The organism is Sphingobium wenxiniae (assembly GCF_007830065.1).
Taxonomy (GTDB): Bacteria; Pseudomonadota; Alphaproteobacteria; order Sphingomonadales; family Sphingomonadaceae; genus Sphingobium; species Sphingobium wenxiniae.
The window spans coordinates 26,718-47,853 of record NZ_VLKK01000010.1; the positions used below are offsets into that span (position 1 = coordinate 26,718).

The following is a 21,136-nucleotide window of genomic DNA, read 5'->3' on the forward strand; positions in this document are numbered from 1 at the left end:
CATGCCTCGCTTCTATGCCGGGATCGGTGCGCGCGCGACGCCGCCCGCAATCCTCAGCCTGATGACCCACGCCGCCTTCGCGCTCACCAAGCGCGGCTATGTCCTGCGCTCGGGCCACGCGATCGGCGCCGACAGCGCCTTCGAACGCGGGGCAGGCCCCTCTGCGCAGATCTTCCTGCCGGCGGTGGGCTGGCGCGGGTCGGCAAGTGCGCTTCATCCCGGGACGCTCGGGGCCGAGCTCTGGGGGAGGGCGCGCTTGATCGCTGCCGCGCACCATCCGGCCTTTGCCGGGCTCTCGGCTTTCGTCCAGGCGCTCCACACCCGCAACGTGTTCCAGGTGCTGGGAGTGAGCCTCGATAGCCCCGCGGAATTCGTGCTGTGCTGGACCGCCGACGGTGAGGCCTCGGGCGGCACCGGCCAGGCGCTGCGCATCGCCGCCAGCCACGGCGTCCCCGTCTTTAACCTCCAGAGGCCGCGCGAACGCTCGCACGTCGAGCGCCACCTCGTGCTCTGACCCGTTCAATTCCACGCCTGTCCGCCGTTCTGTCCCTTGCCTTGGCAACGGGACGCGTCGGCGCGCGGCAACACGAAAGTCCCAGCCATGTCCTCGATCACGCTCACGCTCGAACTTGCCTGCACCCGCGAGGAGGCCGCGCGCTTTGCCGCGGTCGAACTGTTCCTCGCCGAGGTGGCTGAGAACGCCGAGGCCGCGCCGCCCGCCGAGCTCGAGGCGGTTTTCGGGGCTCGGCCAGGCGAGACGATCCTCGGCCTTGCCGGGCACCCGCAACCCCTCGGGATCACCTGCCGGTATGACCAGGACCGGGGCGTGATGACACTCGCTGCGTCGGGCGGCAAGCCCAACCTCGCCGCGCTGCCCGTGCTGCTGCTGTGGCTCTATCCCGACAAGCTGCCCATCGCCTACTCGGTCCACGTGACCGAGCGGCCCGAGTTGCCGGTCTGGACGATCGTTGGCCTCAATCGCATCGAGATCACCCAGCACGAGGGCGAAGTCGCGGCGCGCCTCCAAGCCCTGCGCGCGGCCTGCGACACGTCCCGGCGTCTCGATCTGCTGCCGTTGAGGCCGCTGCCGCGCGAGAGCGACTGACCCTGTTCAGGCAGCCTGCTGCGCGTCCCAGTTTCGCCGCGGCGCGCGGCTGACGCGGGCCGGGAGCGGCTCGCCTTCCTTCCACAGCAGGTGCGCGACGCCTTGCCCGGCGAGCAGCGCTTCCAGCGGCTCTGCCACCTCGTCGTCGCGGTCGTGGATGTGGATGGCGCTTGCTTCCTCGCCGGTGTCCTTGAGCACCAGGCTGGCGATCGGCGTGTCGAGGTCGAGATTGACGCGCAGGCCCTTCATGAACCGCCGTTTCTCCGCGACTGCTTTGCCGACGAGATAGCGTTCATCGCTGGTCTCATAGGGCAGCCATTCCGCCGTCACCGGCATCAGCGCGACCTCGATGAGATCGAACGTGCCCTCGCGCCGCCGCGCGAACGAACCGCCGAGAATCAGGTGCCCGCTCTTGCCGTTCGGGCCATCCTGCGCCTGCCATAATGCGAGCTCGCCCGCGAACCGCTTGTGGAAGCGCCGCGCCATGTCCTGGTCCATCACGAACGGCATGTCGCCGACATGGCGCAGGACGATCCTTTCGGCGCCGTGCGCGGCCACGATCTCCTTGATCTCGCCCACGACCACCATCATTTCGTCGCGTGAGGCATAGACCCGGGCGAGGGCCGCGCGGCGGCGGGCCCGGATTTCCTCCTTCTCCTCTTGCCTAAAGCTCTCGGGTACGAACAGCACGTGGGACAGGGCTTCCTGCTTGGCCCGGCAGCTGGCTGCCGCCTCGAGCAGCGCGCGGCGCACCACGAACCAGGTTCGTTTGCCCGCCATCTTCGGATGCCAATGCGTCAGCTCGGCCCGGTCCCAGAGGACGTGCAGCAGCCCGCGCATCGAGAGCTTCTGACCCGACGATTTTACCGTCGGCTTGTCGTTGGTGAGCGCCGCGGGCGCGAGCCGGGCCGCCCCGCGCGAGAGGGGGAAGCCGAGCTTCAGGCTGGTCTCGCCGCTCGTCTCATCGTCCAGAACGGCGCTCCCGCGCACCTGGCCCATGCCGGTGAGGTAATCGGGCGCCTCGTAGTGATCGCAGGCGGTCGCATGGCGCGCGCCCGAGCCCGGCCAGCGCGCGAGCACGTAGCCGGTCTGCCGGTGCGAGATGTAGAGGGGGAGCCCTTACGGCATTCGCAATGGACCGGGACTTTGCGCTCGTAGGCTTCGCGCAAGACGGGCTGAAGTTCATCGCCTTCGGCCACGCTGCGGCCGAGCACACGGTATCGCTGGATCATTGGGGTCTGCTCCAATTTCTCGCGATCGACGCTGCCCGTTCGACCTCTCGCGCATCTCCTTCAGGTTTTCGCGGCCCCGGGTGGGCGCGCTGGGGTCAGTCTATGATAGCCGTGAGATCGCGGCAAGCTCGCCGGGGACGCGCCTCGCACCGGCGGCTGCGCAACCGTGGAGGCCGTCCGCGGCTTGCTGGTGCGGGCGCATGACTGGCGCTACCGGTCCCTGGATGGACGACCTTTTCGCCTCGCAGCCCATTACCGGCGCCGTGCTGACTCGCAGCGACATCAAGCGCCTGATCGGCGCGGCGCCGCGCACGCTCATCGACTGCGACCTCCAGGAAGCGGACCTTTCCTGCCTCGATCTCACCCGCTGGCGCTTCGAACGCTGCAACCTGCGGCGCAGCGACCTGTCGGGGGCAAAGCTCGAAGGCACGGTCTGGCAGTCCTGCCGGGGACCGTTCGCCAACTTCGCCGGTGCTAACCTCAGCGAAGCCGAGTTCATCGGCGGCGACTGGAACAATTGCGTGATGCGCCGCGCGGGCCTGACCGCGACGCGTTTCGTGGGATCGAAGCTCACTGGCGCCGACTTCACCGAAGCACGCGCCATGCACATCCATTTCGAGGAAGTGCTGCTGGTCTCTGCCAAGCTGCCCGGGTTCTCGTTCCGCAAGGAGACCCTGCGCCGGGTCGATATGTCGGGTGCAGACCTGCGCAAGGGCGATTTCCGCATGACGGTGTTCGAGGCCTGCTCGCTGCGCGAGGCGCTGGTCGCCGGGTCGCGCTTCGAAGGCTCGGACCTGCGCGGCGCCGATCTTGGCGGGCTTCGCCTGGTCGATGGTGGGCTGTTTCGCGGAGCGACGATCTCGCGCGAGCAGGCCGGGCAATTGCTGGGCGAACTCGGGCTCAACGTCCGTTAGGGGCGGGGACCGCCCGCCTCAGCGTGCGCCGCCCTCTTCCAGTTCCAGGTGTTCGCTTATGCCCTCGGCCAGGCCGAGGCACAGAGCCGCTTCCTCGCGGGTGAGGGTGATCTCTTCCGCACCGTACACGGCAAGCTTCGTGCGCAGGACCTGCGTCATCGCGCGCGCGACTTGCAGGGCGCTGGGCATCTGCTGTGGATCAGCCATGGGCCGGGATCCTTCCCTTCGGGTGGCTCTGCCTGCGGCAGCGGGGCCGGACAGGTTGAGCTGGGGGGCGAGCATACCGATTTTGGCGGGATTTGGCGAGGTGGTAAAGGGGAGGGGCACCCCGGCGCCCGCGCCCCGCGCGGGCTGGGGGCAACCCGCTCTACTCGCTAAGGCGCACGTCGGCGCTGTCGCACCGCCGCCCACCCAAGCTCGCCGGCATGGATGCCGGCCCTGCGGGTGACGATCGGGGCCAGTGGGGGAGTCGGCAAGGCTGGTTGGCGCGGGCGGGCGAGGGCGCTAGGCTCCGGTCCATGCCGATTATTCTTGCCGCCGCCGCCCTTTGCCTCGCACCTTCTGTCCACGACGGCGACACGATCCGCTGCGGCCGCGAGCGGGTCCGCATCGCCAATATCGATGCACCCGAGCTTCCCGACAGCCCCAAGTGTCAGGACCGAAGGCGCTCTTACGCCTGGTGCGACTTTGCAGCGGGTGAAGCCTCGCGGGTCGAACTCGCGCGGCTGCTGTCGCGCGGACGGGTCATGATCACGCGGCTCGGCACCGACCCTTATGGGCGGACGCTCGCCACGGTCACGGTGAACGGCGTGGACGCCGGCGACTATCTGGTCGCGCAAGGCCTCGCGAGGCCCTGGCGCTGATGGTCCCTATCGAAGGTGGCGAGCTTTGCTCGCCTGCGGACGCCTCCTTTTGCGACAGACCGGGGGGCCTAGCCGTAGCCGAAACGCTGAACGGGGAGGGCCGGAGGGCGGCCCTTCTGTGACCCGACGCGTCTTTGACCGGCATGGAGTCGGTGGCGAGGAAGGCAATGCCCGCTGCCGCGGGCGCTGGCGGGTGGGAGCAGGTTCCGGCGAAATGGCCGAGGCTGACGGGTCTTGCCTTTGCGGGCATCCGCTGGGCCTGACCTGACGAAACCGCCCTTCGTTTGCCGATGAACCCTGCAGGGCCAGTCCCTGGCCGCAACCCAGAAGCAGCGGACCGTGAAGCCCTTTGGGCTTGCCGCACCACTCCTCGCTTTTGGGTTCCCCTCACATGCGTTCGGTGCGGGCCCGGGCCTTTGGCCCTGCCTGTGGTGTTCATCGGCGGGCGGTTCCGCCGAGTTCAAGCCACGGAGAATACCCCATGAAGAACCTCGTCATCCTAATCGGCCGCATCGCTGCTGCTCCCGAAACCCGCCACGCCGGCGAGACCGCGATCACCTCTTTCACCCTCGTCACCGACCGCCCCAAGCTGGTCGACGGCAAGACGGTCAAGAACGAGGCCGGCTACACCGAAACCCTCGCCGAATTCCACCGGGTCACTGCCTTCAACGGCCTCGGCACCTCGGTCGCCAAGCACAAGAAGAAGGGCGACCTGGTCGAGGTGCAGGGCCGCCTCCACTACTCGAAGTGGACCGACCGCGAGGGCGTCGAACGCTACGCGGTCGAGATCGTCGCCGAGGAAGTCCTCTTCCTCTGACGTCGGGCCCGGGAGGCGGCCTTGCCGCCTCCCATTGGGCCGAGGCCAGCCCCCCATCACTCATGTAGACGCTGCGACGGGCGAAACACCGGTTGCGAAAAAGGCAACGCGCGGCGTCTATTTCGCACTTGCAGCATGGAGCGTGCAAACCCATATGGAGGGTGCCTTTCAGGCATCCTCTCCCAAAACTTTCCAAGGGGCTGGCTCACGCTGGCCCCATTTTTTTGCCCGCCGGGTCTGGGCTTGCGCCCCTCCAGGCATGGCATCTGTGACACTTTGCCCTCGGGCGGAGTGTCATGTTGCATGGCGCGCGTGACAAGCGCTGAGGGCGGCCCGTCGATGTTGCCAGCCTGGGTCCTAGATTGGCCGAGAGACAAGGTTTGACGCGACTAGCCGTGCAAGTCCGGCGGCGCCGCTGGGCGAAGTGTCACGGGCGACAAACGACAGCGCAAGGCACAAAGGGGATTCACAGGATTCACCTTTTGTGCTCAATACTGTTCGATGGAACGAGCCCAAGAAATCACTGGCGTCGGTGGGATCTACGCGGTCCTGGTCGAAGCCTCGAACCGCCCGCGCTACGCGTTTCTCGTCCTCCAGCTGGTTGCAGAAATTGCCGACGGGCGAGGGCAGGCCGGGCCGTTCGTGGCGCAAGGCGGCGTGCCGGTACTCCTGCGCGAATGGCTCTGTTCCCAGCTCTTGCCGATGAGCGAACAGCCCGCCCGCCGCGCTGCGCTGCGCGCGCGCGTGGCCGCTTCACTGAAGGACGGGCTCACCGGTGACGCCATGCGCGATGCGGCGCGGATCGACGCGGCGGTCGAGGAGCAGGTCCAGGCTGTCGGTCGCGCCAATGTCAGCCGCGCGATCTCCGATCTGGTCCGCGCCGGCCTGATGACCCGGCACTATGCGGGCTACGCCACCAACCACAAGAACCGCGGCGGCGGACGCCATGCGGTCTATGTGGTCAAGCCGGGCGTGCTAGCGCTGCTGCGCAAGCCCGCGCAGCAGCGGCGGCAGGGCCAGGGTGTTACCAACCCACAGGGCGAACTCTTCGCGGCCTGAATCCTTCGTCGAGCGGCAAGCGACGCCTCGCGCGCGCTGCGTCGACGCTCCTCTGGCGTGGTGGCGAACTATCGCCTAGGAACCCCCGATCCGTGGATTGAAAAGGGTCTCGCCCGCATGGAAAACGAAGCACTGCTGGATCATGCCGCCGATATCGTTTCTGCCCATGTCAGCAACAATGCGGTGGCAGCCGCGGACCTGCCGGGCCTGATCCAGGCGGTCTACGCTTCGCTTGCCGCGCTTGGACAGGCGCCGGAACCGGCGGTGGCAGAGCTGAAGCCTGCCGTCTCGGTGCGCGCCTCGGTCAAGCCCGACGCCGTCACTTGTCTTGAATGCGGCGAGAAAATGAAGATGCTCAAGCGCCATCTCGGCACCGAGCACGGGCTGACGCCCGCCGAGTACCGTACGCGGTGGAGCCTGCCTGCCGACTACCCGATGGTCGCGCCCGACTATGCCGCCAAGCGCAAGGAGCTCGCGGTCAGGATCGGCCTTGGCCGCAAGCCGGGCCAAAGCCCAAAAGCCAAAGCTACGGCTTTACCAAAGGCCGATCCTGCCCCGGCGAAACGCAAGAAGCTCGGCGTCGCCTTCGGCTAAGCTCGCGGCACGGTCCTCGGGCCGACCTTGACAGTTCGCGCCCTTTGCCGCATATATTGCCTCGTAATTCGGCAATTGGTGAGGCACATGGCAAGCGCGGCATTTCTGAGCGAAGTCACCGGCGAGAAGGGCGTTTCGCCCGATCGGCTGTCGGCGGCCTTGCACATCACCAAGTCTGAGCTGGCGCTCGCGGCCGGGCTGTCGCGCGATGCGGTCTCCAAGGCTGCTCGCAGCCAAAGCGTGGTCACCCAGGCGCGGCTGCGCGAGGTGAGCGAAATCATCAACCGGGTCATCCCCTGGGCAGGTAGCGAACTGGCCGCCTATGCCTGGTATCGCTCGCAGCCGCTGCCTTCGTTCGGTGACGCCACCGCCGAAGAGCTCGTGCGCCAAGGCCTCGGCGAGAAGGTCCGCGCCTATCTCGGCCGGATCGCCGCCGGCGGGTTTGCCTGATCGGCAGGCACCCTAAAGGTGACACCGTCCTTCAGCCGGTTCGATGGTCTTGTCTACCGTGCCCACCATCCGGCCTGGGCCTATGATCCAGAATCTGGCGAGGGCGCGAAGCTGCACGGTGGGCGCTTCAATCGCATCGGTACCGCCTGTTTCTACGCGGCGCTGAGCCTTGAGACCGCCTGGCTGGAGGCCCAGCAAGGCTTTGCCTTCAAGGCGCAGCCGCTGACCATCTGCAGCTACCGCGCAGAACTTACCGATATGCTCGACCTGACCGATCCCGCGGTGCGCGAGCGCGCCGACGTTACCCTGGCGCAGCTGGGCTGCGCGTGGGAGCGGCTTGCCGGCGACCGTAAGCCCGTTCCGACCTGGGAGCTTGCCGACCGGCTGATCGCCGCCGGCTGCGCGGGCATCATCGTGCCGAGCTTTGCCTCGCGTGCGACCCCCGAGGACCGCAACCTTGTGCTGTGGTCGTGGTGTCGCGAGGCGCCGCATCGCCTCGCAGTCGTCGATGATGAGCAGCGCCTGCCGCGCGACCAGTCATCGTGGCGCGGCGCGCCATGATGATCCGGGTTGGACTGACCGGAAATGCGCCGATTTCCGGTCACACTGGACACAGTTTACATGGACAGTTGCGGTGTCGCTATTAACATAATCATTATTATCAATCTTGAATTTCGCGCCAAGTAGAGATGTCACTGCCGGGCTAGCTCGTAGCGGATTATCCCACATTTTCACCTTTCGCCGGTTTGTGGGATAAAACTGACCATACCTCGTGCGGAGCCACCACGCAGAGCCAGACGGTGAGCATGGGGCCCGCCTCTCCAAGAGACAAGATTTACCCTGCATTTTGTCAAAGTGGCCTGATTGCAGGGTAACGTTCCTGATTGCGCACGCCGCTGGCGCGGACGCATTGCTTGAAATCTTTACGACTTGGGCCTATCTGGATGCCGTAAACGTCGTATGTTGGTTGAACGATGCCGAGCCTTGTGAACCAGATTCTGGACTCCATCCCGGAGAATGCGACCGTCGATCGCGGCACGTTGGCGCTGGCGGCTGACTACGATTCGGTCGGGCGCGCCCTCAAGCAGCTCGTCGAGACCCGCAAGCTGGTGCGCGTTGGCCGCGGCCGTTACCGCAAATCTGGCGGTCCGGCGACCCGTTCGGCTTCGTCGATTGCCGACCTCATCGCGCAGCGGGTCCGCCGCTCGCGGCGCAACGTGTTCTTGCGTGCCGATTTCGACGAATTCGGAAGCTATGACGGTGTCGGGCGCGCGCTGCGTCAACAGGTCCAGGCCGGCCGCCTAGTCCAGATCGGCTATGGCCTCTACGCTAAAGCCGAGCCATCGCCGCTGACCGGCAAGCCGGCGCCCGTTGTCGGCATTCGCACGCTGGCGAGCGAAGCCATCAAGCGGCTCGGGAAGTCGGTCGAGCCCTCAAGCTTCGACAAGGCCTATAACAGCGGACGCTCGACCCAGGTCCCCACGGGGCGCACCTTGACGGTCAATGCCCGGATCCGTCGCCGGATCGGATACGATGGCAATTATGTCGTTCTCCAACCCGCCTGACCGTAGGACGCTGGGCCGGGTTGCGGGTGCCCTCGCCGTCGACGAAGCCTTTGTCGAAAAGGACTGGTATGTCGTCCAGGCGATCCGGGCGCTGCTGGCGCTCGGCGACGCTGATTTCACGCCTGTGTTTTCCGGAGGAACCTCGCTGCTCAAGGGCCACGGCCTGATCAAGCGCTTTTCCGAAGACATCGACTTCAAGCTGAGCCTGTCGGAAGAATTCCTGGCCCTGTCGCACCATCAGCAGCGCCGGCGCCTTGGCGACTATCGCGACCGGCTGACGGCGCTGTGGTCCGAGCTGGGCTTCACGGATATGGAAGTCGAGGCCCGCAGCGGCAACTCCTTCCTGCAGTTCGAAATGAGCTACCCGACCAAGCTCGGCGGACATGCGGCGCTGCGCCCGCACATCCTTGCCGAACTGTCTGCCAAGCCGTCTGCCCTGCAGCCGGTCTCTCGATCGATTGCCTCGTTCGTCGCGCAGTTCCGTGCCGCGGAACCCGAGGTGCCTGCCATCCTCTGTGTTGATCCGGTCGAGACCGCCGCGGACAAGCTGAGCGCCTTTGCCTGGCGCTCGATCGCGCGTGATCGCCGCCACCCCGACGACGATCCCACCATCGTGCGCCATCTCCACGATCTTTCAGCGCTTGAAGCTGTCGCCACCGCCAGCGCGGATTTTCCGGCGCTGCTGCTGGAAGCGTTGCGCGCAGACACGATGCGCGGCCAGGGCGCGGTGCAAGACCTGCCGCCGCAAGAACGGCTCATGACGATGCTTGATCGCGTGAAGCGCGATCCGGAATATCCCGCCGAGTACCGGCAATTTGTCGAAAGCATGGCTTTCGCTGGGGCCGGCGACATCCCCGATTTCGAGCAGGCTTTCGCGGCGCTCGAAAGGCTCTGCGCCATGCTTGCACCCGAGGTAGCCTAGCAACACCTCCATGTGTTGCACGCTGGGGAGTGACGGCCTTTCTGGACAGGCTGCAATTAGCCGTCCTCCCGGGCATTTGCCTTATCGAGCAGGTCCATGAATGTCCGCGCCGCTTCGCGGTCGGCAGGGTCCTTGAACGCAACGTCAAGGTCCGGCGCGGAACCGAGCATGTAGAGCAGCGACCACATCGCGAACCTGCGTCCCTTGTCGGTCTCGAGCCCGAACTCGACCCGCATGCGCTCGATCCCGCTGGCAAGCCCTTCGGGCGAAACCGCACCGAGATCATCGGTTCCGAAAAAGCGCCGTATCTGGTCGTCGAATTCCATCCGAGGCGTCTCCTGACCTCTGTTATTGCGTTGCCGGTGCCCGTGAGGGCTAGTCGACCGCATTGATCCGCCGCTCGATATCCCCAAGGCGGGACACGAGTTCTTCGAAAGCCGGGGGCTCCTCCATGAACATTTCCGCCATGGCCGCGTAATCCGCCGCAAGTTCTTCGCGCATCGCGTCAGTGACCGAAAGCCGCAGTGTGCCGAGCTGCGCCGTTCCGTAGGAGGCCTTGGAATCTGCGAAGAGCAGACTCTTGTTCCTGACGACGTGCTCCAGAAGCACACGCTCGGCCAGCGCCCGTTCCGTGATGCCGGCAGCATCGAGCATGAACACATCATAGAAGTGCCGCGACAGACCTGGCCGCAATTTGCCGCTGTGGTGCAGCGCATGCAGGATCGTCGCCTTTTCCCAGTAGGTCCTTTCGAGTGCAAGCGTTGGCACGGCGGTCACCGCATCGGGCACTTCGTCCGGAAAGTCCTCGGCGACATAGGGCAGGATGTCCCGTAGCTCGAATGGCTCGGGATCGCCCCTTGCCCCAAATTCGAGCTTGATCCGCGGCTGCACGTAGCCGGTACGCCCGCCATAAGCGTTGCCATAGTCGAAGCCGTAGCCCGAGGATGCCGGGTAGTTGAACAGGACAGTCTGCCGATCCTTGTCTTCGGGATCCGTCTCGATGCTCCAACCATCACGCGTGTCCAGGGCTTCCGCGATCGCTTGCGCGAGTGCCGGCAGGAGGATCGTCCCAACCCATTCTTGCGCGGCAGCGCCGAGCGCCGTGGCGCGCCGTTCGCGTTCCTTGCCGCTGATGTCGCTCGCCATCGGCGAAGCGACTTCGCCGAGCAACGGCGCTGCGCGATTGATGGTGAGATCGATGTCCTCTGAAAATCGCTTGATGATCCCGAATGCTTTCGAGAGCGAGGTCCCGCCCTTGAAGGTCAGGACCTTGGCCAACTCGGGCACGCCCATCAGTCGGCGCAGGGTCCAGCACACCCAGAAGTCCTTCTCGACGATGAGCGGCGTGAGATCGCGGCGTGCGGCTGCTTCGGCAAAGAACGCCCGCCGATCTTCGGCAGGCCGCCTTGCAAATTCATCCATGGTGCGCCGCCCCGATCTTCAGCACGACATCGCCCATCCAACCCGGCATCTGCGCGCGGCCCTTGATCAGCGCCTGCACGTCCTTGTCGTCGAGCCGCGCGGCGAGCTGCGAAATCGCATCGGCATCGACCTTGTCTCGCCCGAGCCCGGCCAGGAACTGGACCACGCCGTTGGCAGCCTCAGAGGCATTGCCCAGCACTGGTGCGCGGCTGTGCTTGAGCGTGACGCTTCGGCCAGCGGCCTGGCGCACGCGGGTTCGTCCTGTCGTCGCATAGCTCGCCCTGGCAGGGACTTGTGTCGACAGGCCAAGCTTGTTGGCCGCTGCTGCTGCCGAGGGCGCGAGCCGGTCGCCGCTTTGCGTCGATACGGCCTGCGCGATCATCTCGGCATCTGGTGTCAGCGCGCCCAGCTTGTCGTGCAACTGCGGATAGTCGTAGAGGCCGCGCCCGATCCGGCGTATCTCTCCATTCTGCGTCAGGCGCGACAGTGCCATATCGACCGAGCCGCGTGTGCCGAAGTCGATGAAATGCTTGGGGGTGAATACCCACCCCCGCCCCTTCGCGCGAACGCGCTTCATGATCTTGTCGGCCATGGCGGACATGATTCGTATGCTCCTTTCGTTAGAAACTAGCACACATATTTCTAACAAGCCATACCACCGCGAAAGGCCCTTCGATGGTCATCATGATCATGGTCAGCGCATGCCTGTTGGTCATCACCACCATCACCATCACCGGCGACGGCATTCGGTGATGACGACGATCAGCAGGGTGCCAGACATCGCAGGTCCGAAAATAAGGAGCGGCCCCGTCAAGATTGCCGCACTCGGTCCCGCGCGCCTTGCTGGCGCGCTCCTGCGGGTGCGGGGTTTCCTGCATTGGGCCGCCGGCACTCTTGCCTCCGGCTCCGTCGCCGTCCCGCGCCCGTGCGATGCACCGGGCCACGCGCCGACTGACTTGCTCTGGCAAGGGCTCCGTCATTTGTTGCGGGCTCCGCCGACCACGGCGCAGCCAGCGCGCCCCGCGACAACCCACAGACATCCTTCGGCCACGGCAATCAAGCGGGGCGCAGAGGACATGGCGTTTTGCGGTTAACCCCGAACGCCCAAATGGGGTTCGGGGGCAAAACCGTAATCTATCTCTCATCTCGGTGGCTGAGCGAAATCAGCATCGCCATAGCATGACGCCTGGGAGATTGGCGGCCGTCAAGGATCGCGGGTGCCCCCCGATTTTGGCCTGCTGTGGCTAGCGCCTTGCGAGCAAAAATCGGCTCCCCCCACGCCCGCTATTCGCGGCGGCAGCGCGTGTGCGCCGCCGTCCCTGACTGCCTGACTCCGGCGTCCCTCCGATGGGCATCTTTCATCAGTGTGATGAGAGAAAATTCCTTTTGGAGGATATCATGACGGACCGTTTCTCGAACTTCGCCGACCTTGCTGAACACTATGCGCGCGAAATCGCCACGCCCGACTACGCCCGGGCATTCATGGAGCAGACCGAGCTGGCCAAGCTCTCGATCGAGCATGAGCCGAGCGCTGTCGAAATGCCCGACCCCGAGGTAGCTCAGGCGGCGATCGAGATGATGCTGGCAACGGTCTTCGACCTGTTCCGCGACACCCGGATGGAGGACTTCGCCAGCGAAGTCGCATGGGGCGTGGCCAACAGCTTTCATATCGTGGCCAAGCGCCTCGATGACCGTGAAGACGCGATGGCGAACCGGCTTCAGGAGAAGCTGCGCGAGTACGATCCGAGCGAGGTCTACGCGACCGACCTTGAGGACCTCACCATGCAGGCCCGCAGCCTTGCCGAATGCCGCGATGCGATGGAATGCATGCGCGACCACGCAGCAAAGATCTACCTCGTGGAAACCGGCCGTCCGTTCTCGCCGGTGCGCGGGTCCAGGGTCTCGTCGAAGACCAATGCCTCGATGATCGAAGCACGCGACTATCTCGCGGCACAGAAGGCGCAGCGGCGCGAACAATATGCCCCATCGGGTCCGGTCGTGGTGTTCTCGGGCGGGCAGCAGTTCACTGACATTGCGCTGGTTGAAGACTATCTCGATGCAATCCATTCCCGGGTCCCGTCGATGGCGCTGGCAACGACCGCCCAGAACAAAGGTGCGGACGTGATCGCGGCGGCCTGGGCATCGCGCCACAATGTGCCGGTGATCCTGTGCAAGCCCGATACCTCGCGGGGACCTTCGGCGCCCTATCAGCGCAACGCCCGCATGCTCGCCTTCAAGCCTGTCGAGGCGGTGGTGTGCAGCGGCGGCGGCATCCAGGCGAACCTGGCCGATCGCCTGCGTGAAGCACGCATTCCCCTCCACATCGTGCGCGACGCATCGGTCCACAACGATGCTCCGGCAGCGCGGACCAAAGCCGCAGCGCAAGCCGAGCGGCCTGCGATGAAGCGCACGGCATGTGGCACCGCCAATGGCGATGAACTCCCGCCATTCTGAGCGGGGGTTGCTCCGATTGCATCAAGCATGAAGGGTGTCCGGCCTCTCCGCCGGATGCCCTTCTTTTTTGTCGATCTGGACGCACAGATTCATGGCCCGGCTCGCTCGCTTCTTGCCCCCGCCAGTAATGGCCCGACGGCCTGCTGACACCTAAGCATCGCTACTGGCGATGCGGCAACCAGGAACGCTGCGAAGGCTTCGCATCGACCGGGCGAGCAAGACCCGTGCCTGGCACCACCGGGGGTGCTGCCCAACCAAGGGTTAAAACTCTCGCAGAATTCCAAGCATGATGGCCGCCATTGGCCCGCGTCAAGAAGGGCGGTTCCCCCAATTTTTGCGCCTGAAGAAGGCGAAAAAATCGGCTCCCCCACCCCCGCTGGCGCGGCGGGCCGCGGGCGGCCCGTTCCTGACCCGGGCCAAGCTCGGCCATCCCTTGAGGTGCCTCTTCAATTCCTTTGACAGGAGGCTTCCCATGAACGCTCTTACCAAGTCCCTCGACATCCCGGCTTTCGACCACATCAGCTATGACGCAGCAGTGCGCGCCGCGACTATCCGGGCCCAGCACAGCTTCTTCGACCAGCACGTCATCGAGGGCGAGTTCGGCGGCTTTCTCGCCATCGACGAGGGCGACTACAATGCCCTGCCCCAGGACCTGATCGACCGGATCGTCCATTCCGTCCCGGGCATGATGGCCGACGACTTTGACGAAGCGAACATCGCCCGCGCCGCGAGCTTCATGAGCGTCGTCATGGATCCCGACTGGGATGCGGATTGCCCGTTCTGAAATGATCATCGACCGCTGCGCCGGAGGGCACCGACAAGGGGCTCTCCGGCCCCCTTTTTTGCGTGTCCCGAAATAAGCGCAGCCGAGGCATCGAGCCCCGGCTGCGCTGGCCTCTCTCGAGGCCGGTTTCAGCTTGCCCGCAGGCGCTTCTCCGCTTCCTCCAGGCCCAGTTTTCCGAGCGCGGCGAAGAAGGCTTCGACCCGCTCGAAAGGTGCCTTGCCGAGTGCTGACTTCCTCAGCAGTTCGGCCATGGCAACCTGCTCGCTTTCCCGCAGCTTCGCTTCGCGCGCTTCCAGCGCACTCCGCTCCTTTGCGATCGCCTGTCGTTCCGCTTCAAGACTTCCTTTCCTGGCCATGATGATACCTCGTGGGTTGGCGCTGAAACCTCCCGCCCCATGGATTCCAAGCAGCGCCGTCAGTGGCAAGCCCTTTGCCACCAGTCCTGAAAATAAATCGTGCGTCCCGTCCTGTAATCAGCGGCGTTCCTTGGCTACAGGACAAGCGGTCAAGGCTCGACTCTATGCGCATCAAAGACCAGCAACCGCCCACCAGACACAAGGCATCGGATTGAGGGGAAGAGTTGCAGACCGTACACGGCAGGGCCGTCAGGCGAAGTGGCAGAATTTTGCGCGTATACAGCAATCGTCTCTGTGTATCACAAAGTGTGCAAATTGCTGAACACAAATGCAGACAACGCAAATGCGCCATTTAGAGCGTAATACATACGAATACGGCAGGCGCCGGCCTCCCCTTCCCTTGCCAAGCCATCGACGATGGCCTAAAACATTCAGGCGCAATCCCCACCGGGCCCTTTTTGAAGGGTTTGGTGATGACAGAAACAGTCCTGATTTCGGTCCGGCTTCCCGGATCGGTTGCCGAGGCGGCCAATGCCGCTGCGGCCTCGCGCAACATCTCCCGATCGAAGCTCCTGCGAATCGCCATCGAGCGTTTCCTCGATGACCTTTCCGGTTCGTCCGAACAGGACCGGAGGCGGCAATTCTCGGCCGAGTATACCTTCCTCGCGCTCGACCTCATGGTCCAGCGCGAATATCCCGAGGTGCACGATGAACTCCTGACCGAAGCCGAGCGGCGCATGGAGGTCTTCCATGGCGGGGCCTGACACCTGGTCGGACCGCGCTCGACCGGGCAAGTTGCAGCACCATTCGGCGCGCGGAACCATGCCGCGCAATGCCGGTGATTTCACTCGTGGCTCGCAGCTCATCACGCATGAATTCCTGATGTGGTTTGCCTCGGCCCGGCTACCCTTCCTGGTCTGGTTCTTCACGTTCCTGTTCGTGCTCTCGGTGGTCCTCGCACTGCGGCTTCACGAACACGAAATCGAGATGATCCTGATGCGGATCTATGCCGCAGGCTGGGCCTTCATGGAGTTCTCGCCGAGCAAGGTGATCAACATCACCGTGCCATCGGGCGAAGTGATCCCGGCGCCGATCTCGATGGTCGCCTCGCACCCTGATGTGGTGATCGCCTGGAACAAGCTCATGCGTGCCATTTGGGGTTCGCTGTTCATCTCGCTGTTCGTGGCCGTCCCGCTCGCGGTCTGGTTCGTCGATTTCTCGAAGCGGCGCGGCAAGTCGATCCTCGAGGAGCGACATCAACGCGGCGCGATGCTGGTTGATGGGGTGGAGCTCGCCAGTGTCATCAACGCCCACAATCGCGCGCTGCTGGACCAGGAGATCACCGAGAAACTGCCCGGCAAGAGCTTCGATCAGGTCATGGCAATGAGCCTCGAAGACCGCAAGGCGGCGGGTATCCATCATGTCTATTCGATGGCCGGTATCCCCTTCCCTTGGCGCACCGAACAGTCGCACACGATGATGATCGGCTCGACCGGTACCGGCAAGACAACCCAGATGCGCGCACTCATCGCGCAGATGCGGGTGCGGCGCGACCGGGCTGTCGTTTTCGACCTCACTGGCGCCTACGTCGAAGCCTTCTACAACCCGGAAACCGACATCATCCTCAACCCGATGGACGAGCGCTGTCCGTCGTGGTCGGTGTTCGCAGAAGCGAAGAACCACGCCGATTTTACCGGCATCGCCGCCGCGCTGCTGCCCGCCGATGGCGGCGGCGCGGAACCCTTCTGGATGCTCGCTGCGCGCACGCTCTTCGTCGAGTCCTGCATCAAGCTCATCAAGGAAGGGCAGGCGACCAACCAGGCGCTCGCAAGCCGCCTGATGATGGCCGACCTCAAGGCGGTCCACAAGATGCTCGAGAACACCGTCGCCGACCCGCTGACCGCGCCCGAGGCGGCCAAGATGGCGGAATCGATCCGGGCCGTGTTCAACACCAACGCGCAGGCCCTTCGCTTCCTCCCTGAAGGCAAAGCGCCGTTTTCGATCTGCGACTGGGTCCGCTCGAACGACAAGCCGGGTTCGATACTGTTCATCACCTCCTCGCACAACGAACTGGTGCTCAACCGGGCGCTGCTGTCGCTGTGGATGAACCTTGCAGTTCATACCCTGATGCGCCTGCCGCGCACGCGGGACCTGCGCACCTGGTTCTTCTTCGACGAGGTGCATGCGCTCCACCGCCTGCCGGCAATCGAGGACGGTTTGCAGACCGCGCGAGGTTTCGGCGGCGCCTTCGTGCTCGGCATCCATTCGTTCGCCAAGCTCTCGGAGACTTACGGCAAGGAAGGCGCGCAGAACCTTGCCTCGCTGGCGCGCACCAAGCTCATTCTGGCCGCGGCCGACCGTGACACCGCCGAGCATTGCTCGGACTACATTGGCCACCGCGAAGTGCGAATGATGGATGAAGCCTATAGTTACGGCTATTCCAACATCCGCGACGCCGCGACGATCACTCCGCGCTCCGAAGTCCAGCCCCTGGTGCTCCCCGACGACATCATGAAGCTGCCCTCGCTGCGCGGCTTCGTGGTGTTCCCCGAAGGCTTCGACGCCGCTCGGATCAAGCTCGCCTGGAAGGACTATCCCAAGGTCGCCGATGGCTATGTCCTGCGCGAGAATGTCGAGCCGATCGAGTTCTCGAATGTCGCTGGCGGCGAGGCTGACGATGCGGAAGACAAGGGTGGCCGGGAGACCAGGGATGAGCTCCAACCTGCAAATCTGATCGAGCCCGATGAGAAACAGGCAAGGCCCGCCGCGGCGGCGCCGGGGCAAGATGAGGCAGAGCCTCTACCGCCGCAGGTCGGCGCCGAGAGCGGCGCGCCCGCGGTCCGTATCGCAGCGACAATGTCGTTCCGAGCGGGCGGTGCCTCGCCTGTCGCCGATACCCATTCCCGCCATGCGCCCAGCGAGGCAAAAGCAATCACACAGTCAGCTGCCAAAGCGGCCGGACAGCGCGCGAACCAGAACGCGCGCGAGCTGGGTGAAGCCCTTGAACCGGAAACCCGGATCGAGCGATCCGCGGGCGGGCCTAAAGGCACCGATGAACCCGAGATCGCGCCTGACGACGGCATGGAGATCTAGGCCATGCATTCCATCGCAGCGGTTCGTTCGTCCGGCGGTGCTGCCGACTATTTCGCGAACGACAACTACTACACGGCACAAGAGAGCGCGGAAGCGGGGGTCTGGGCTGGCGAGGGTGCGCGCGCACTCGGGCTCGAGGGAACGGTCGGGCGCGATGCGTTTGAAGCCATTCTCAACGGCCATCTGCCCGACGGGGACAAGGTGGGACAGGTCGAGGGGCGCAGGCTGGGTCTCGATCTCACCTTTTCCATGCCCAAATCGGCCTCGATCCTGGCTCTGGTGTCGGGCGACCGGCGGATCCTGGATGCCCACATGGCGGCCGTGCGCTCGACCATGTCGCAGCTCGTCGAGAAGCAGTATGCCGAAGGCCGCAATTACGAGCGCAGTCGCAGCGGCGAGCCTGAGAAGACCGGCAACCTCGTCTATGCCCTGTTTGCCCACGACACGAGCCGCGCGCTCGATCCCCAGGGGCATGTTCACGCCGTCGTCGCCAATCTGACCCGCGACCTCAAGGGCAACTGGAAGGCGCTGTGGAACGGCGAGATCTGGAAAAACAACACGACAATCGGCCAGTTCTATCACGCCGCCTTCCGCGCCCAGCTCCAGAAGCTCGGTTATGAGACCGAGGCATCCGGCAAACATGGTGCATTCGAGATCAAGGGCGTGCCCACGGCTGTGATCAAGGCGTTTTCGACCCGTGCAAACGAGATAGAGGCCAAGATCGCCGAGACCGGCGCGACCCGCCTCGCCACCAAGAAGCAGATCACCCTTTACACCCGTGACCCCAAGCTCGCAGTGGAGGATCGGGCCGCGCTGGCCGAAGGCTGGAAGACCCGCGCCGCCGAACTGGGATTTGATGGCAAACCCCTCATCTCCGAGGCCATGGCGCGGGCCGCCCATCAGGCTCGCCCGACGTTGCGCGAAACGGCGAGCCAGGCCTTTGCTGAAGTCGCCGAACGGATCAGCGCTGCCATGCGGCCGCCAAGTGCGCTCGCGGTCAGCGGCCCGGCCGCACTCTTCCTTTCCGCCGAGACGATCAAGGCCCAGCATGCCACGGCCTCGGCCATCCGGCACCTCTCGGAGCGCGAGGCCGCCTTCAGCCCGCAGGCGATCCTGAGCGCCGCGCTCGGCTTCCAGATCAAGGGTCTCGAAGGAGGCGCTGTCGCCCTGCGGATCGGCGAACTGATCCGTGAGGGGCATCTGATCCCTGGCAAGTCAGACCGGCTCGATGGGCATTACGATCTCGTGACCACGCCCGCGGCACTTGCCCGAGAGCAGCAGATACTGGACCGCATCGATGCCGGTGCCGGCAAGGGCCGGGTGTTCATGGCGCCTGACGTCGCCATGGCGCGGCTTCAGGCGGCGGCACGCGAACTCGGGATCGAGCGCGTCGGCAGCGATGGCTGGCAGCTCAATGCCGGACAGCTAGCCGCAGGCGTGGCCGTGCTCTCAGGCAAGGACCGCTTCCTCAACATCCAGGGCGTGGCGGGCGCGGGCAAGTCGACGCTGCTGGGTGCGCTTGACAAGGTGCTGGCCGCCGACGGGATCAAGCTCGTTGGCCTCGCTTTCCAGAACAAGATGGTCGCCGACCTGCGCGGCGGAGGCTCGGGCGCGATGACTGCCGAGCAGATGCGCGAGGCCGGGATCGAAGCCTGGACGATTGCCAGCTTCGTCAACCGCTATGCCGGGCCCGCCGCGCAAGGCCAGGGCGAACGGTTCGAGACCGCGCGCACCGCACTCCAGAACACGGTCATCATCACCGACGAAAGTTCGATGGTCTCCTCGCGCGACATGGCGAGCCTGACCATGATCGCCGAGCGTCTCGACCTCGCCAAGGCACCCTTCATGGGCGACCGCCAGCAGCTCTCGGCGATCGAGCAGGGCAAGATGTTCGCGGTGTCGCAGGCCGCGGGGCAGGCGACGGTCAGGATGGACGAGAACATCCGCCAGAAGGGCTCGCCGCTGCTGCTCGCGGTGGCCGGTCTGTCGAATGAAGGCCATGCCGGCCTGGCGCTCGATCTCCTGGCGGTGCACGGCCGGGTGATCGAGGACAAGGCCGACCATATTGCCGCCGCCGCCGACCTCTGGTTGTCGCTTGCCGCAGAGGAGCGCGCGCGCACGGCGATATTTACGGCCGGCCGCGACGACCGCACCCGGATCAACGGCCTCGTCCAGCAGGGCCTGCTCAAGGAGGGCACCCTCACCGGTCCCGGCGTCCCCTTCTCGACCCTGCAGAGCGCCAACGCCACCCGCGAGGAGATGCGCTTCGCCTCGACCTACCGGCCCGGCCAGGTGCTCGAAGCGCGGATGGACGTGCGCGAACTGGGGCTGAAGCGCGGCGAGTATGACGTGGTGGCGATCGGCCGCGACGGCAAGGTGACGCTGGAGCGCGAGGGCAAGCGCAAGGTCATCGACCCCGACAGGATCGATCCGCAGCACCGTTTCGACCGGATCGGGCTCTACGACCGCAAGGACATTACCCTCCATGGCGGCGAGACGGTGTTCTGGCGCGAAAAGGATGCCGCCCGTGACATCGCCAAGTCGACCTATGCGACGGTCGTCTCGGCAACTGGGCAAGCCGTGACGCTCGAGCTTGCCGACAAGCGGCAGATCACCCTGCCCTCCAGCGATCCGATGCTGCGGCGGCTTGACCTGGGCTATGCGCTCAACGCGCACATGGCGCAGGGCATGACCCAGGCCCAGGCGATCGAGGTGATCTCTTCACGGCAGCGCAACCTCGCCACCCAGCGCACCCAGAACGTTCTCAATACCCGCGCGACCGACGACATGCGGGTCGTGACCAACGACCTCGAGGCGCTCAAGTTTCAGCTCGACCGGACGCCGGGCAACAAGACCTCGGCGCTCGAGACGGTCGGCAGACTCGAGGTTGACGCGCGGCCCGCGAACCCGATCGAGCCTCGCCAGCTCCCCGAACTCAGGATGAGCCCGGAACTGAAGGCGAAGCTCGATGCTGTTCTCGGTCCGGTTGCAGCAACGGTGCGACAACTCCCTGTCCCGGAAAAATCGTTGGGGCTCGACCTGTGAGGCCCCTGCATTTGTTTTCGCGCGAGCGGCGCACACGCCTGTTCGATGGCTGCCAGGCGGCGCTGGTCTGGCTGGCGGTGCTCGCCAGTGTTGTCGCCGATCGCGAGGTCGAGAGACTGGCGCTTGCCGCCATGGCGGCCGTGGCGCTCGCTGCGGCCTTCGTTGCGCTTTGCCCTGCGGCCCCTGCCCCGAGCCTGCGAGATGCATCACCCACAACCAGGGAGGACGAGAGCCATGTCCTATGACCATCAGGAAATCGGCGACTTTGCCAATGCACGCGACGCTCAGGACTGGGCCGAGCGCAATGGCATCGATGTTCGCGACCTGCATCTGCGCGCGGTGCGCGGGCGCGGCGTGACCCTGAGTGTGCGCCGGTCGGCGCTCGGGGATTCTGCAACCAGCGACCTCTCCTACGGCCGCCGGACCGGCTTTTTCTGATGCCGACAGCGGAACCGGCCAGA

25 protein-coding genes are annotated in these 21,136 nt (G+C 65.2%); 18 read left to right on the forward strand and 7 right to left on the reverse strand.

All coding sequences use genetic code 11. The features are described from left to right. The first annotated feature begins 1 nt into the window (after position 1). Together IQ35_RS13550 and IQ35_RS13555 are read left to right on the forward strand one after the other, a co-directional pair. Entirely contained in the window at positions 2–514 is a 513-nt protein-coding gene (locus IQ35_RS13550) for a hypothetical protein (RefSeq protein ID WP_011608064.1), read from the forward strand. Positions 515–601: 87 nt separating this feature from the next. Next, positions 602–1,105, forward strand: a complete 504-nt coding sequence (locus IQ35_RS13555) for a hypothetical protein (protein ID WP_011608063.1) — start codon at positions 602–604, stop codon at positions 1,103–1,105. A 6-nt stretch (positions 1,106–1,111) separates the two neighbouring features. Here IQ35_RS13555 and IQ35_RS13560 read toward each other — a convergent pair whose 3' ends face one another. Continuing rightward, positions 1,112–2,185 (reverse strand): DUF1173 family protein, encoded by a 1,074-nt coding sequence (locus tag IQ35_RS13560; RefSeq protein WP_011608062.1) that lies wholly within the window; start codon positions 2,183–2,185, stop codon positions 1,112–1,114. A 376-nt stretch (positions 2,186–2,561) separates the two neighbouring features. Here IQ35_RS13560 and IQ35_RS13565 point away from each other — a divergent pair, with 376 nt between their 5' ends. Continuing rightward, on the forward strand, positions 2,562–3,251 hold the full coding sequence (locus IQ35_RS13565) for a pentapeptide repeat-containing protein (RefSeq protein ID WP_011608060.1): 690 nt from the start codon (positions 2,562–2,564) through the stop codon (positions 3,249–3,251). 18 nt (positions 3,252–3,269) lie between these two features. Here IQ35_RS13565 and IQ35_RS13570 read toward each other — a convergent pair whose 3' ends face one another. Continuing rightward, the gene (locus tag IQ35_RS13570) at positions 3,270–3,458 is read right to left on the reverse strand and encodes a hypothetical protein (RefSeq protein WP_011608059.1); all 189 of its coding nucleotides are present in this window, start codon (positions 3,456–3,458) and stop codon (positions 3,270–3,272) included. A gap of 311 nt (positions 3,459–3,769) precedes the next feature. Between IQ35_RS13570 and IQ35_RS13575 the strand changes: the two genes are divergently transcribed. From IQ35_RS13575 to IQ35_RS13610, 8 genes are all read left to right on the forward strand, one after another. Next, entirely contained in the window at positions 3,770–4,114 is a 345-nt protein-coding gene (locus tag IQ35_RS13575; RefSeq protein WP_011608058.1) for a thermonuclease family protein, read from the forward strand. 481 nt (positions 4,115–4,595) lie between these two features. Beyond that, positions 4,596–4,931, forward strand: a complete 336-nt coding sequence (locus IQ35_RS13580) for a single-stranded DNA-binding protein (RefSeq protein WP_006949404.1) — start codon at positions 4,596–4,598, stop codon at positions 4,929–4,931. Positions 4,932–5,432: 501 nt separating this feature from the next. Further along, complete coding sequence (locus tag IQ35_RS13585) at positions 5,433–5,990, forward strand: hypothetical protein (protein WP_011608057.1); 558 nt, start codon at positions 5,433–5,435, stop codon at positions 5,988–5,990. Positions 5,991–6,107: 117 nt separating this feature from the next. After that, positions 6,108–6,584, forward strand: a complete 477-nt coding sequence (locus IQ35_RS13590; RefSeq protein WP_092960006.1) for a Ros/MucR family transcriptional regulator — start codon at positions 6,108–6,110, stop codon at positions 6,582–6,584. An 87-nt stretch (positions 6,585–6,671) separates the two neighbouring features. After that, the gene (locus IQ35_RS13595) at positions 6,672–7,034 is read left to right on the forward strand and encodes an antitoxin Xre/MbcA/ParS toxin-binding domain-containing protein (RefSeq protein ID WP_006949410.1); all 363 of its coding nucleotides are present in this window, start codon (positions 6,672–6,674) and stop codon (positions 7,032–7,034) included. Positions 7,035–7,052: 18 nt separating this feature from the next. Further along, on the forward strand, positions 7,053–7,595 hold the full coding sequence (locus IQ35_RS13600) for an RES family NAD+ phosphorylase (protein WP_092960008.1): 543 nt from the start codon (positions 7,053–7,055) through the stop codon (positions 7,593–7,595). 425 nt (positions 7,596–8,020) lie between these two features. After that, positions 8,021–8,599: a hypothetical protein gene (locus IQ35_RS13605; protein WP_242003351.1), complete on the forward strand. Its 579-nt coding sequence runs from the start codon at positions 8,021–8,023 to the stop codon at positions 8,597–8,599. After that, entirely contained in the window at positions 8,568–9,521 is a 954-nt protein-coding gene (locus IQ35_RS13610) for a nucleotidyl transferase AbiEii/AbiGii toxin family protein (RefSeq protein WP_242003352.1), read from the forward strand. The genes IQ35_RS13605 and IQ35_RS13610 overlap by 32 nt, the downstream gene beginning before the upstream one ends. Before the next feature lie 56 nt (positions 9,522–9,577). Here the strand turns inward: IQ35_RS13610 and IQ35_RS13615 are convergent, their stop codons facing one another. Genes IQ35_RS13615 through IQ35_RS13630 form a run of 4 tightly spaced genes read right to left on the reverse strand, consistent with a single transcriptional unit; the run spans position 9,578 to position 11,821 of the window. Next, positions 9,578–9,847, reverse strand: a complete 270-nt coding sequence (locus IQ35_RS13615) for a hypothetical protein (RefSeq protein WP_092960012.1) — start codon at positions 9,845–9,847, stop codon at positions 9,578–9,580. 49 nt (positions 9,848–9,896) lie between these two features. Further along, entirely contained in the window at positions 9,897–10,943 is a 1,047-nt protein-coding gene (locus IQ35_RS13620) for a nucleotidyl transferase AbiEii/AbiGii toxin family protein (protein WP_092960014.1), read from the reverse strand. Continuing rightward, positions 10,936–11,544 (reverse strand): DUF6088 family protein, encoded by a 609-nt coding sequence (locus IQ35_RS13625; protein WP_092960016.1) that lies wholly within the window; start codon positions 11,542–11,544, stop codon positions 10,936–10,938. The genes IQ35_RS13620 and IQ35_RS13625 overlap by 8 nt, the downstream gene beginning before the upstream one ends. A 19-nt stretch (positions 11,545–11,563) precedes the next feature. Continuing rightward, positions 11,564–11,821 (reverse strand): hypothetical protein, encoded by a 258-nt coding sequence (locus IQ35_RS13630; protein ID WP_092960018.1) that lies wholly within the window; start codon positions 11,819–11,821, stop codon positions 11,564–11,566. A 520-nt stretch (positions 11,822–12,341) separates the two neighbouring features. Here IQ35_RS13630 and IQ35_RS13635 point away from each other — a divergent pair. Both IQ35_RS13635 and IQ35_RS13645 read left to right on the forward strand, forming a co-directional pair. Then, positions 12,342–13,397 carry a DUF2493 domain-containing protein gene (locus IQ35_RS13635; protein ID WP_175485399.1) on the forward strand — a complete coding sequence of 352 codons (1,056 nt, stop codon included), beginning with the start codon at positions 12,342–12,344 and terminating at the stop codon, positions 13,395–13,397. A 472-nt stretch (positions 13,398–13,869) separates the two neighbouring features. Continuing rightward, on the forward strand, positions 13,870–14,181 hold the full coding sequence (locus tag IQ35_RS13645; RefSeq protein WP_092959914.1) for a hypothetical protein: 312 nt from the start codon (positions 13,870–13,872) through the stop codon (positions 14,179–14,181). Between the two features lie 128 nt (positions 14,182–14,309). On the opposite strand, the gene IQ35_RS13650 is transcribed toward IQ35_RS13645, so the two are convergent. Continuing rightward, positions 14,310–14,537 carry a hypothetical protein gene (locus IQ35_RS13650; RefSeq protein WP_092959906.1) on the reverse strand — a complete coding sequence of 76 codons (228 nt, stop codon included), beginning with the start codon at positions 14,535–14,537 and terminating at the stop codon, positions 14,310–14,312. A gap of 473 nt (positions 14,538–15,010) precedes the next feature. On the opposite strand from IQ35_RS13650, the gene IQ35_RS13655 reads away from it, so the two are divergent. From IQ35_RS13655 to IQ35_RS13675, 5 genes are read left to right on the forward strand one after another with little or no spacing between them, the layout of a single operon-like run. After that, on the forward strand, positions 15,011–15,301 hold the full coding sequence (locus tag IQ35_RS13655) for a ribbon-helix-helix protein, CopG family (protein ID WP_037486438.1): 291 nt from the start codon (positions 15,011–15,013) through the stop codon (positions 15,299–15,301). After that, positions 15,288–17,630 carry a type IV secretion system DNA-binding domain-containing protein gene (locus tag IQ35_RS13660; protein WP_092959904.1) on the forward strand — a complete coding sequence of 781 codons (2,343 nt, stop codon included), beginning with the start codon at positions 15,288–15,290 and terminating at the stop codon, positions 17,628–17,630. The genes IQ35_RS13655 and IQ35_RS13660 overlap by 14 nt, the downstream gene beginning before the upstream one ends. 3 nt (positions 17,631–17,633) lie before the next feature. Then, entirely contained in the window at positions 17,634–20,675 is a 3,042-nt protein-coding gene (gene mobF / locus IQ35_RS13665; protein ID WP_092959902.1) for a MobF family relaxase, read from the forward strand. Beyond that, positions 20,672–20,920 (forward strand): hypothetical protein, encoded by a 249-nt coding sequence (locus IQ35_RS13670; protein ID WP_092959900.1) that lies wholly within the window; start codon positions 20,672–20,674, stop codon positions 20,918–20,920. Before mobF ends, IQ35_RS13670 begins: the two co-directional genes overlap by 4 nt. Then, on the forward strand, positions 20,910–21,113 hold the full coding sequence (locus IQ35_RS13675; protein WP_092959898.1) for a hypothetical protein: 204 nt from the start codon (positions 20,910–20,912) through the stop codon (positions 21,111–21,113). Before IQ35_RS13670 ends, IQ35_RS13675 begins: the two co-directional genes overlap by 11 nt. Positions 21,114–21,136: the final 23 nt, after the last annotated feature.